The organism is Citrobacter freundii complex sp. 2025EL-00176, assembly GCF_053309355.1.
In genome coordinates, this window is sequence record NZ_JBRYHT010000004.1 from 192,477 (window position 1) to 204,367 (window position 11,891).

Below are 11,891 nucleotides of genomic sequence, written 5' to 3' on the forward strand. Positions count from 1 at the left end.
GGAGCCGCCATGAATACGACACTTGCACAACAAATTGCTAATGAAGGCGGCGTTGAAGCCTGGATGGTTGCCCAACAACACAAAAGTCTGCTGCGTTTTTTAACCTGCGGTAGCGTGGATGACGGCAAAAGTACCCTGATCGGTCGCCTGCTGCACGATACCCGGCAGATCTATGAAGATCAGCTCTCATCGCTGCATAACGACAGTAAACGTCACGGCACCCAGGGGGAAAAACTCGATCTGGCGTTATTGGTCGACGGCTTGCAAGCCGAGCGTGAGCAGGGCATCACCATCGACGTGGCTTATCGTTATTTCTCCACCGAGAAGCGCAAATTTATTATTGCGGATACCCCCGGTCACGAACAGTACACCCGCAACATGGCGACCGGGGCGTCTACCTGTGACCTGGCGATCCTGCTAATCGATGCGCGCAAAGGCGTGCTGGATCAGACCCGTCGTCACAGCTTTATTTCCACGCTGCTTGGCATTAAGCACCTGGTGGTAGCGATCAACAAAATGGATCTGGTGAGCTTTAGCGAAGAGACATTTAACCGCATCCGCGAAGACTATCTCACGTTTGCTGAACAACTGCCGGGCAATCTGGATATCCGCTTTGTGCCGCTCTCCGCGCTGGAAGGTGATAACGTGGCTTCGCAAAGTGCCAGCATGCCATGGTTTAGCGGCCCGACGCTGCTGGAAGTGCTGGAAACCGTTGAGATCCAGCGCATTGTCGATACCCAGCCGATGCGCTTCCCGGTGCAGTATGTGAACCGACCAAATCTGGATTTTCGTGGTTATGCCGGTACGCTGGCCTCCGGTAGCGTGCAGGTAGGGCAACGCGTCAAGGTGTTACCTTCCGGCGTTGAGTCGAGCGTGGCGCGGATCGTCACGTTTGATGGTGATTTACAGCAAGCGCATGCAGGTGAAGCGATCACTCTGGTGCTGAAAGATGAGATTGATATTAGCCGCGGCGATCTGCTGCTGGATGCCGGTGAAGCGTTGCCAGCGGTACAAAGCGCTGCTGTTGATGTGGTATGGATGGCGGAACAACCGCTGTCGCCGGGGCAGAGCTACGACATCAAAGTTGCCGGCAAGAAGACCCGTGCGCGCGTGGATACCGTGCAGTATCAGGTCGATATTAATAACCTGACCCAACGTGAGGTCGACGCGCTACCGCTGAACGGCATTGGTCTGGTTAATTTGACGTTTGATGAACCACTGGTGTTGGATACCTATCAGCAGAATCCGGTTACCGGTGGGTTGATTATCATTGACCGCCTGACTAACGTCACCGTTGGCGCGGGACTGGTGCGTGAGCCTATCGTTCAGGAGCACACCATCGCTTCTCAGTTCAGTGCGTTTGAACTGGAGCTGAATGCGCTGGTGCGTCGCCACTTCCCACACTGGAGTGCGCGCGATCTGCTGGGAGGCAAATAATGGCGCTGCATGACGAAAACGTCGTCTGGCATGCCCATCCTGTTACACCGCAACAGCGGGAGCAACGCCACGGTCACCGTGGTGTTGTGCTGTGGTTTACCGGGCTGTCTGGCTCCGGTAAATCAACGGTAGCGGGCGCGCTGGAAGAAGCGCTGCACAAGCTGGGCGTCAGCACTTATCTGCTGGATGGCGATAACGTGCGTCACGGCCTGTGCAGCGATCTGGGGTTTAGCGATGCCGACCGTAAAGAGAATATCCGACGCGTTGGCGAAGTGGCGAACCTGATGGTGGATGCCGGTCTGGTGGTGTTAACCGCGTTTATTTCTCCCCATCGCGCGGAGCGAAAACTGGTCCGCGAGCGCGTTGGCGCAGGGCGTTTTATTGAGGTTTTTGTCGATACGCCATTAGCAACGTGCGAAGCGCGCGATCCAAAAGGGCTGTATAAAAAAGCCCGGTCGGGGGAATTGCGCAATTTCACCGGAATTGATTCAATATACGAAGCGCCTGAATCGCCAGAGATTCATCTTGATGGTGAACAATTGGTAACAAATTTGGTTCCCCAATTATTAGACCTGCTGAGGCAGGAAGATATTATCAGATCCTGAGACATCCGAGCTTGCATGCCCGGTCAGTCACGGTCACAGGATTAGATATGCGTAACAGCCATAACATTACTATCACAGAGTCAGAGACCTTCGCCGCCGACGACGAAACCACCTGGTCACTCCCGGGGGCCGTGGTCGGTTTTGCCGCGTGGCTGTTGGCGCTGGGGTTCCCATGTCTGATGTATGGCCCTAACACACTGTTTTTCTTCCTTTATACCTGGCCTTTCTTCCTCGCGTTGCTGCCCGTGGCGATTGTGGCAGGTATTGCCCTGCACTCGCTATTAAAAGGAAAGCTGCTGCTGAGCATTACCAGCACCCTGTTGGTGGTGGGGGGAATGTTTAGCGCGCTATTCTTTTGGCTTTTGGGCTAGGCTAACGTCCTATTTAAACGCTCGCCGATGTCGTTCACTGTCTGGTCATAATTCAAACCGTAACCAACAATGAGATTATGTTCTCCTTACACAGGGTATACGTAACAACGGGCAAATGTGGTACATTTGCCCGCGTTGTCGCGGCATTCCCGTCCGTTGATGTAAAGTCATCTGCGGAAGTTATGGGATGTTAATGCCGTTTTTCAGGGGGCAGGATGGGTAAACTTACGCTGCTGTTGCTGGCTTTATTAGTCTGGCTACAGTATTCGCTGTGGTTCGGTAAGAACGGCATACATGACTATAGTCGCGTCAACGATGATGTTGCTGCGCAGCAGGCTACAAACGCGAAACTTAAAGCGCGCAACGATCAGCTCTTTGCCGAAATTGACGATCTCAATGGCGGACAAGAGGCTATTGAGGAGCGCGCGCGCAACGAACTCAGCATGACTAAGCCGGGCGAAACCTTTTATCGTCTGGTGCCTGACGCGTCTAAACGCGCCCAGACTGCAGGGCAAAACAATCGATAAACCGTCCAGGGATCTAACATGGCAGCCACTTTATTGGACGTTTGCGCCGTGGTGCCGGCTGCCGGATTTGGCCGCCGAATGCAAACAGAGTGTCCTAAGCAGTACCTCTCAATTGGCAATAAAACCATTCTTGAACACTCGGTTGATGCGCTACTGGCCCATCCCCGGGTGACGCGAGTCGTCATCGCTATCAGCCCGGGCGACAGCCGCTTTGCCCAACTTCCACTTGCCGCGCATCCGCAAATTACCGTAGTGGATGGCGGCAATGAACGTGCCGATTCTGTCCTTGCCGGTTTGCAAGCCGCAGGAGATGCCCGTTGGGTACTGGTGCATGACGCCGCGCGTCCGTGTTTGCATCAGGATGATTTAGCGCGTTTGCTGGCAATCAGTGAAACCAGCCGCACTGGCGGGATCCTGGCCGCCCCCGTACGCGATACGATGAAACGCGCTGAACCGGGCTGCACAGACATTGCCCATACGGTCGATCGTACCGACTTATGGCATGCGTTAACGCCGCAGTTTTTCCCTCGCGAGCTGCTGCACGACTGCCTGACCCGTGCGCTCAACGAAGGCGCAACCATTACGGACGAAGCCTCGGCGCTGGAATATTGCGGCTTTCATCCGCAACTGGTCGAAGGACGCGCTGACAACATCAAAGTCACCCGCCCGGAAGACCTGGCGCTGGCGGAATTTTATCTGTCCCGAACAATTCATCAGGAGAATGCATAATGCGAATCGGACACGGTTTTGACGTACACGCTTTTGGCGGCGTTGGCCCAATTATCATTGGTGGCGTGCGTATCCCGTATGAAAAAGGACTGTTGGCGCATTCTGATGGTGATGTGGCGTTACATGCGCTAACCGATGCCTTGCTGGGCGCGGCGGCGTTGGGTGATATCGGTAAACTCTTCCCGGATACCGACCCGGCCTTTAAAGGTGCAGATAGCCGCGAATTATTGCGTGAAGCCTGGCGGCGTATTCAGGCGAAAGGCTATACGCTTGGTAATGTGGATGTGACAATTATTGCTCAGGCACCGAAGATGCTGCCGCACATTCCGCAAATGCGTGTATTTATTGCCGAAGATCTCGGCTGCCATATGGATGATGTTAACGTGAAAGCAACCACCACGGAAAAACTCGGTTTCACCGGGCGTGGGGAAGGGATTGCCTGTGAAGCGGTGGCGTTACTCATTAAGGCAACGAAATGACTGCGTTTGAAAATCTGACATATCTTCATGGTAAACCACTGGGCCATGGCGTTCTGAAAGCGAATCCGGAAGACTTTGTCGTCGTCGAAGATTTAGGTTTCGAACCTGATGGCGAAGGCGAGCACATTTTGGTGCGTATTCTGAAAAACGGCTGTAATACCCGTTTTGTCGCTGACGCGCTGGCGAAGTTCCTGAAAATTCACGCCCGTGAAGTGAGCTTTGCCGGGCAAAAAGATAAGCATGCGGTCACCGAACAGTGGCTGTGCGCACGCGTGCCGGGCAATGTAATGCCTGATTTAAGCAAATTTGAGCTCGAAGGCTGTAAAGTGCTGGAGTACGCGCGCCACAAGCGTAAGCTGCGTTTAGGGGCGCTGAAAGGCAACGAATTTACGCTGGTGCTGCGTGAAGTAAGCGAGCGAAATGACGTTGAAGCGCGTTTGCAGGCGATTAGCGAGCGCGGCGTACCGAACTATTTTGGCGCTCAACGTTTTGGGATCGGCGGCAGCAACCTGCAAGGGGCGCTGCGCTGGGCGCAAAGCGATGCGCCGGTGCGCGATCGCAATAAACGCAGTTTTTGGTTGTCGGCGGCCCGTAGCGCGTTGTTTAATCAGATCGTTAGCGAACGCTTGAAAAAAACAGACTTTAATCAAGTTGTTGACGGCGATGCGCTACAATTGTCGGGACGCGGAAGCTGGTTTGTCGCCACGCAGGAAGAACAGACTGAATTACAGCGTCGCGTCGATGATAAAGAACTGATGATTACAGCGGCATTACCGGGTAGCGGTGAGTGGGGAACTCAGCGCGACGCGCTGGCGTTTGAAGAAGGCGCTGTTGCGGATGAAACCGCGCTGCAGTCTCTGTTATTGCGCGAGAAAGTCGACGCATCGCGACGCGCTATGTTGCTGTATCCACAACAATTAAGCTGGAACTGGTGGGATGACGTAACCGTTGAGTTACGCTTCTGGCTACCGGCAGGTAGCTTCGCCACCAGTGTAGTAAGGGAACTTATTAACACAATGGGTGATTATGCGTATATTGCTGAGTAACGATGATGGGGTCCATGCACCCGGTATACAAACGCTGGCGAAAGCGCTGCGTGAGTTTGCTGACGTACAGGTGGTTGCCCCGGATCGTAACCGCAGTGGCGCGTCTAACTCGCTGACGCTGGAATCTTCACTTCGCACGTTTACCTATGATAACGGCGATATTGCCGTACAGATGGGTACCCCCACCGACTGCGTCTATCTGGGCGTGAACGCGTTAATGCGTCCGCGTCCGGACATTGTCGTTTCTGGTATTAACGCAGGTCCTAATCTCGGGGATGATGTCATCTATTCCGGTACCGTTGCGGCGGCAATGGAAGGTCGTCACCTTGGGTTCCCTGCGCTGGCTGTCTCGCTTGATGGCCATAAGCACTACGATACTGCTGCGGCAGTAACCTGTCGTATCTTACGGGCGCTGAGTCGTGAACCGCTGCGCACCGGGCGTATTTTAAATATCAACGTTCCGGATATACCGCTGGATCAGATTAAAGGTATTCGCGTCACCCGCTGCGGCAGTCGTCATCCGGCGGATCAGGTTATCCCACAGCAGGATCCACGCGGCAATACGTTGTACTGGATTGGGCCGCCGGGGGAAAAATGCGACGCCGGGCCAGATACAGATTTTGCCGCCGTCGATGAAGGCTATGTTTCCATCACGCCGCTGCATGTCGATTTAACCGCCTACGGTGCGCATGAGGTGGTTTCGAGCTGGTTAGACAGCGTGGGAGTCGACACGCAATGGTAAGCAGACGCGTACATACTCTTCTTGAACAATTACGTGCGCAGGGCATCAGAGATGAGCAAGTCCTCGATGCGCTCGCCGCCGTGCCGCGTGAGAAATTCATTGATGAGGCGTTTGAACATAAGGCCTGGGACAATATTGCCTTGCCGATTGGTCAGGGGCAGACGATTTCGCAGCCTTATATGGTTGCACGCATGACTGAACTGCTTGAGCTAACGCCGCAATCGCGGGTGCTGGAAATTGGCACGGGCTCCGGCTACCAAACGGCGATTCTGGCGCATCTGGTGCATCATGTATGTTCCGTTGAGCGCATTAAAGGCCTGCAATGGCAGGCGCGCCGTCGCCTGAAACAGCTTGATTTACATAATGTTTCTACCCGTCACGGTGATGGATGGCAGGGCTGGCAAGCGCGAGCCCCGTTTGACGCTATCATTGTAACGGCAGCGCCGCCTGAGATCCCTACAGCACTGATGATGCAGTTGGATGAAGGCGGTATTCTCGTCTTACCCGTGGGCGATGAGCACCAGTTCCTGAAGCGGGTGCGTCGTCGGGGAGGCGAATTTATTATTGATACCGTGGAGGCTGTACGTTTTGTTCCCTTAGTAAAAGGGGAGCTTGCGTAGACACTGACTCTGAATACCTGGAGTTTTCCTGGATATTCTGGAATTAGTCAGCGTATCGTGTCGATGCCTTGCACGGTGATTACGTTACGGGTTTTAACCAAATTTTCCTGGGGGATAAATGAGCGCGGGAAGCCAAAAATTTACCGTTCGCCGTATTGCGGCATTGTCACTGGTTTCATTATGGCTGGCAGGTTGTTCAAACACCTCGAATCCACCAGCGCCGGTCAGCTCGGTTGACGGCGGTGCATCCTCGAACACCAGTTCCGGCATGCTGATTACGCCTCCACCAAAAATGGGCTCGACGTCGACAGTACAACAGACGCCACAGATCCAACCGGTGCAGAGTCCGACTACGCAACCAACGCAAATTCAGCCTGTTGCAGAACAGCCTGTACAGATGGAAAACGGTCGTATCGTGTACAACCGTAAGTATGGGAATATTCCGAAAGGTAGCTACACGGGTGGCAGTACCTATACTGTTAAGAAAGGCGACACGCTTTTCTATATTGCCTGGATTACCGGGAACGATTTCCGTGACCTCGCACAGCGCAATAACGTTCCGGCCCCGTATGGCCTGAATGTCGGCCAAACTCTGCAAGTGGGCAACGCGTCGGGTACACCGATTACCGGTGGGAATGCCATCACCCAGGCGGATGCGGCACAGCAAGGAGTTGTGACCAACCCTGCACAAAATTCCACCGTTGCTGTTGCTTCGAAACCAACAATTACGTATTCTGAGGATTCAGGTGAACAAAGTGCTAACAAAATGTTGCCGAACAACAAGCCAGCTGGGACCGTGGTCACAGCGCCAGTAACGGCTCCAGCAGTTAGCACAACCGAATCAACTGCAAGCTCAACGTCGACCAGCGCGCCAATCTCTACCTGGCGCTGGCCAACTGACGGCAAAGTGATCGAAAACTTTGCGGCTACCGAAGGTGGCAATAAAGGGATCGACATTGCAGGCAGCAAAGGACAGGCTATTGTCGCGACCGCAGATGGACGCGTCGTTTACGCCGGTAACGCGCTGCGTGGTTACGGTAATCTTATTATCATCAAACATAACGATGATTACCTGAGTGCCTACGCCCATAACGATACAATGCTGGTCCGGGAACAACAAGAAATCAAGGCGGGGCAGAAAATAGCTACCATGGGTAGTACCGGAACCAGTTCAACACGCTTGCATTTTGAAATTCGTTACAAGGGGAAATCCGTAAACCCGCTGCGTTACTTGCCGCAGCGATAATTCGGCGGAACCAGGCTTTCACTTGCTAGTTCCGTTAGGGATCACGGGTAGGAGCCACCTTTATGAGTCAGAATACGCTGAAAGTTCATGATTTAAATGAAGATGCGGAATTTGATGAGAACGGAGTAGAGGCTTTTGATGAGAAAGCCTTGAGTGAAGAGGAACCCAGTGATAACGACCTGGCTGAAGAAGAGCTGTTATCGCAGGGGGCCACACAGCGTGTGTTGGACGCGACTCAGCTTTACCTTGGTGAGATTGGGTATTCACCACTGTTAACAGCCGAAGAAGAAGTTTATTTTGCGCGTCGCGCACTGCGTGGAGATGTCGCTTCTCGCCGCCGCATGATTGAAAGTAACCTGCGTCTGGTGGTGAAAATTGCTCGCCGTTATGGCAATCGTGGTCTGGCATTGCTGGACCTGATTGAAGAGGGCAATCTGGGGCTTATCCGTGCCGTCGAGAAGTTTGACCCGGAACGCGGGTTCCGCTTCTCAACATACGCAACGTGGTGGATTCGTCAGACGATCGAACGGGCGATTATGAACCAAACCCGTACGATCCGGCTGCCGATTCACATTGTCAAAGAGCTGAACGTCTATCTGCGTACCGCGCGTGAGTTGTCGCATAAACTGGACCACGAACCGAGCGCAGAAGAGATTGCTGAACAACTGGATAAACCGGTTGATGACGTCAGCCGTATGCTCCGACTCAACGAGCGCATTACCTCGGTAGACACCCCGCTGGGTGGCGATTCCGAAAAAGCGTTGCTGGACATCCTGGCCGATGAAAAAGAAAACGGTCCGGAAGACACCACGCAAGACGATGATATGAAACAGAGCATCGTCAAATGGCTGTTCGAACTGAACGCCAAACAGCGTGAAGTGCTGGCACGTCGTTTCGGTCTACTGGGGTACGAAGCTGCAACACTGGAAGATGTGGGCCGCGAAATTGGTCTCACGCGTGAACGTGTTCGTCAGATTCAGGTTGAAGGCCTGCGTCGTCTGCGCGAAATTCTGCAGACTCAGGGGCTGAATATCGAAGCGTTATTCCGCGAGTAAGCACAAGTTCTATCAAGAAAGGCCGGTCTCATAGAGACTGGCCTTTTTCTTTGTTCATCGCCCGATGGCGCTTTGCTTATCGGGCCTACAAATACGGCGCGTAGGCCGGATAAGGCGCAGCCACCATCCGACGGAATTACTCCATCATCTTGCGAATAAGCCGCGTAAACTGTTCGCGTTCTTCCTCGCTAAGTCTGCCCAGAAACTCATCATCCACGCGATCTCCCACCGGGGTTGCGCTGACCAATAATGCTTCTCCTTGCGCTGTCAAATAAACAAACCGTCGACGCTTATCCGCCGGGTCGTGTTCCCGTCTAACCAGTCCGCGCTTTTCTATCCGGCTCAGCATTTCCGCAAGCGTTGCTTTGGTACAGACTGCCGCCTCGGTCAGGGCGACCTGTTCAATACCGGGCTGTTCGGCAATAGCACGCATTACCGCATACTGAGGTTTGGTCAGATCCGGTAACTCATGTTGCCAGTGAGCCGTATGTTGCTGAAAAAGCTGACGTAAAAGGTGAAATGCTTTATTGCGTAACGGCATGAGAGCTCCGGGATTGCTGTCAGTCTCTATCATAGCGGGTTACGCCTCCTTTTTTAACCATTGCTGTTTTAGCGATCCGTGCGCGGTGGCCTTGCCCGCAATGAATTGTGGGAGTATTTTAACTAAAACGTTCGTACACGAACAAAATTAAGAGGTTGAATGAGACTGATCGTAGGAATGACGGGGGCCACCGGCGCGCCCCTCGGCGTGTCGCTACTGCAGGCGCTGCGGGAAATGCCGGATGTGGAAACCCATTTGGTGCTGTCGAAATGGGCCAAAACAACCATTGAACTGGAAACGCCGTACAGCGTCCGCGATGTATCTGCACTGGCAGACTATTGCCATAATCCAGCGGATCAGGCAGCGACTATCTCCTCCGGATCGTTCCGTACGGACGGCATGATTATTATTCCCTGCAGTATGAAAACGCTGGCAGGTATTCGTGCAGGTTATGCGGAAGGGTTAGTGGGGCGGGCCGCAGACGTCGTGCTAAAAGAAGGACGCAAATTGGTGCTGGTGCCGCGCGAAATGCCGCTCAGTACTATTCATCTCGAAAACATGCTCGCACTTTCCCGTATGGGCGTGGCGATGGTCCCACCGATGCCCGCGTTTTATAACCACCCGCAAACCGTTGATGACATCACGCAGCACATTGTCGCGCGCGTGCTCGACCAGTTTGGTCTTGAACACCCCAACGCCCGTCGCTGGCAGGGATTACGACAGGCGCAGAATTTTGCACAGGAGAATGAATAATGGCATTTGATGATTTGCGCAGCTTTTTGCAAGCGCTGGACGACCAGGGACAATTGCTGAAAATCAGTGAAGAAGTAAACGCCGAACCGGATCTGGCCGCGGCGGCCAACGCGACCGGGCGTATTGGTGATGGCGCGCCTGCGCTGTGGTTTGACAATATTCGCGGTTTTACCGACGCCCGTGTGGCGATGAACACCATCGGCTCATGGCAAAACCACGCGATTTCGATGGGGTTGCCGCCAAATACGCCGGTGAAAAAACAGATCGACGAGTTTATTCGCCGCTGGGATAAATTTCCGGTGGCCCCGGAACGCCGCGCGAATCCGGCATGGGCTGAAAATAGTGTCGATGGCGAAGACATTAATCTTTTCGACATTCTGCCGCTGTTTCGCCTGAACGATGGCGACGGCGGTTTCTATCTTGATAAAGCCTGTGTGGTATCGCGCGATCCGCTGGATCCGGACAACTTCGGCAAACAGAACGTCGGCATCTACCGGATGGAAGTGAAGGGCAAGCGCAAGCTTGGCCTGCAACCGGTGCCGATGCATGATATCGCGCTGCACCTGCATAAAGCGGAAGAGCGCGGTGAAGATCTGCCGATTGCTATCACGCTGGGTAATGATCCCATCATTACTTTGATGGGCGCCACACCGCTGAAATACGATCAGTCTGAATACGAGATGGCGGGGGCGCTGCGCGAAAGTCCGTATCCGATCGCTACCGCGCCGCTCACCGGTTTTGACGTGCCGTGGGGCTCTGAAGTGATCCTCGAAGGGGTCATTGAAAGCCGTAAACGTGAAATCGAAGGTCCATTTGGCGAGTTTACCGGCCACTATTCCGGTGGACGCAATATGACTGTGGTGCGTATCGATAAAGTCTCTTATCGCAGCAAACCGATTTTTGAATCACTCTATCTCGGTATGCCGTGGACCGAAATCGACTACCTGATGGGGCCGGCGACCTGCGTACCGCTTTATCAACAGCTGAAAGCCGAATTCCCGGAAGTGCAGGCGGTGAATGCCATGTACACCCACGGACTGCTGGCGATTATCTCCACCAAAAAACGCTACGGCGGTTTTGCCCGAGCGGTGGGGCTGCGTGCGATGACCACGCCGCACGGCCTGGGTTACGTGAAGATGGTGATCATGGTTGATGAAGACGTTGACCCATTCAACCTGCCGCAGGTGATGTGGGCGCTCTCCTCGAAGGTGAATCCGGCGGGTGACCTGGTGCAACTGCCGAATATGTCGGTGCTGGAACTTGATCCGGGTTCCAGCCCGGCGGGGATTACCGACAAGCTCATCATCGATGCCACGACACCGGTTGCACCGGATAACCGTGGTCATTACAGCCAGCCGGTATGTGATTTACCGGAAACAAAAGCCTGGGCTGAAAAGCTGACCGCCATGCTGGCCAACCGTAAATAAGGAGTAGCAGATGATTTGTCCACGTTGTGCCGATGAACATATTGAAGTGATGGCGAACTCGCCGGTAAAAGGTGTCTGGACCGTATATCAGTGCCAGCATTGTCTGTACACCTGGCGTAATACCGAGCCGCTACGCCGTACCAGCCGTGAGCATTACCCGCAGGCGTTTCGCATGACGCAGAAAGATATCGACGACGCGCCAATGGTGCCGAGTATCCCGCCGCTGTTGGCGGAAGATAAGCGTTAATTAAAAATGCCGGGTGCGGCGAAGCCATACCCGGCACAATGGCGTTACACCAGCTTGTAGGCCGGA

The 11,891-nt window shown here is 54.0% G+C and carries 15 protein-coding genes; 14 read left to right on the forward strand and 1 reads right to left on the reverse strand.

Features of this window, described 5'->3' with window-relative positions:
* Positions 1-9 precede the first annotated feature (9 nt).
* From cysN to rpoS, 11 genes are all read left to right on the forward strand, one after another.
* Positions 10-1,437, forward strand: a complete 1,428-nt coding sequence (cysN, locus tag ACVXHP_RS11525) for a sulfate adenylyltransferase subunit CysN (RefSeq protein WP_447571492.1) — start codon at positions 10-12, stop codon at positions 1,435-1,437.
* Positions 1,437-2,042, forward strand: coding sequence for an adenylyl-sulfate kinase (cysC, locus tag ACVXHP_RS11530; RefSeq protein WP_447571493.1), 606 nt, complete (start codon positions 1,437-1,439; stop codon positions 2,040-2,042). Before cysN ends, cysC begins: the two co-directional genes overlap by 1 nt.
* Positions 2,043-2,089: 47 nt before the next feature.
* Positions 2,090-2,413 carry a DUF3561 family protein gene (locus ACVXHP_RS11535; protein WP_137361243.1) on the forward strand — a complete coding sequence of 108 codons (324 nt, stop codon included), beginning with the start codon at positions 2,090-2,092 and terminating at the stop codon, positions 2,411-2,413.
* 215 nt (positions 2,414-2,628) lie between these two features.
* The gene (ftsB, locus tag ACVXHP_RS11540; protein WP_003034163.1) at positions 2,629-2,940 is read left to right on the forward strand and encodes a cell division protein FtsB; all 312 of its coding nucleotides are present in this window, start codon (positions 2,629-2,631) and stop codon (positions 2,938-2,940) included.
* An 18-nt stretch (positions 2,941-2,958) separates the two neighbouring features.
* On the forward strand, positions 2,959-3,669 hold the full coding sequence (ispD, locus tag ACVXHP_RS11545; protein WP_304701908.1) for a 2-C-methyl-D-erythritol 4-phosphate cytidylyltransferase: 711 nt from the start codon (positions 2,959-2,961) through the stop codon (positions 3,667-3,669).
* Complete coding sequence (ispF, locus tag ACVXHP_RS11550; RefSeq protein WP_003034167.1) at positions 3,669-4,148, forward strand: 2-C-methyl-D-erythritol 2,4-cyclodiphosphate synthase; 480 nt, start codon at positions 3,669-3,671, stop codon at positions 4,146-4,148. Before ispD ends, ispF begins: the two co-directional genes overlap by 1 nt.
* On the forward strand, positions 4,145-5,194 hold the full coding sequence (gene truD, locus ACVXHP_RS11555; RefSeq protein ID WP_200009284.1) for a tRNA pseudouridine(13) synthase TruD: 1,050 nt from the start codon (positions 4,145-4,147) through the stop codon (positions 5,192-5,194). The genes ispF and truD overlap by 4 nt, the downstream gene beginning before the upstream one ends.
* Positions 5,175-5,936, forward strand: coding sequence for a 5'/3'-nucleotidase SurE (surE, locus tag ACVXHP_RS11560; protein WP_061382353.1), 762 nt, complete (start codon positions 5,175-5,177; stop codon positions 5,934-5,936). Before truD ends, surE begins: the two co-directional genes overlap by 20 nt.
* Positions 5,930-6,556, forward strand: a complete 627-nt coding sequence (gene pcm, locus ACVXHP_RS11565) for a protein-L-isoaspartate O-methyltransferase (protein ID WP_137349475.1) — start codon at positions 5,930-5,932, stop codon at positions 6,554-6,556. The genes surE and pcm overlap by 7 nt, the downstream gene beginning before the upstream one ends.
* A 163-nt stretch (positions 6,557-6,719) precedes the next feature.
* Positions 6,720-7,802: a murein hydrolase activator NlpD gene (gene nlpD / locus ACVXHP_RS11570; protein WP_233612780.1), complete on the forward strand. Its 1,083-nt coding sequence runs from the start codon at positions 6,720-6,722 to the stop codon at positions 7,800-7,802.
* Positions 7,803-7,864: 62 nt separating this feature from the next.
* A complete protein-coding gene (gene rpoS, locus ACVXHP_RS11575; RefSeq protein ID WP_000081498.1) occupies positions 7,865-8,857 on the forward strand; it encodes an RNA polymerase sigma factor RpoS in 993 nt (330 codons plus the stop codon).
* 136 nt (positions 8,858-8,993) lie between these two features.
* Here the strand turns inward: rpoS and ACVXHP_RS11580 are convergent, their stop codons facing one another.
* Positions 8,994-9,398: a MarR family winged helix-turn-helix transcriptional regulator gene (locus tag ACVXHP_RS11580; protein ID WP_447571494.1), complete on the reverse strand. Its 405-nt coding sequence runs from the start codon at positions 9,396-9,398 to the stop codon at positions 8,994-8,996.
* 159 nt (positions 9,399-9,557) lie between these two features.
* Between ACVXHP_RS11580 and ACVXHP_RS11585 the strand changes: the two genes are divergently transcribed.
* From ACVXHP_RS11585 to ACVXHP_RS11595, 3 genes are read left to right on the forward strand one after another with little or no spacing between them, the layout of a single operon-like run.
* Positions 9,558-10,151 carry a non-oxidative hydroxyarylic acid decarboxylases subunit B gene (locus ACVXHP_RS11585; RefSeq protein ID WP_200009281.1) on the forward strand — a complete coding sequence of 198 codons (594 nt, stop codon included), beginning with the start codon at positions 9,558-9,560 and terminating at the stop codon, positions 10,149-10,151.
* Positions 10,151-11,578 carry a non-oxidative hydroxyarylic acid decarboxylases subunit C gene (locus ACVXHP_RS11590; protein WP_447571495.1) on the forward strand — a complete coding sequence of 476 codons (1,428 nt, stop codon included), beginning with the start codon at positions 10,151-10,153 and terminating at the stop codon, positions 11,576-11,578. The genes ACVXHP_RS11585 and ACVXHP_RS11590 overlap by 1 nt, the downstream gene beginning before the upstream one ends.
* A gap of 10 nt (positions 11,579-11,588) precedes the next feature.
* Positions 11,589-11,825 carry a non-oxidative hydroxyarylic acid decarboxylases subunit D gene (locus ACVXHP_RS11595; protein ID WP_038633131.1) on the forward strand — a complete coding sequence of 79 codons (237 nt, stop codon included), beginning with the start codon at positions 11,589-11,591 and terminating at the stop codon, positions 11,823-11,825.
* Positions 11,826-11,891 lie beyond the last annotated feature (66 nt).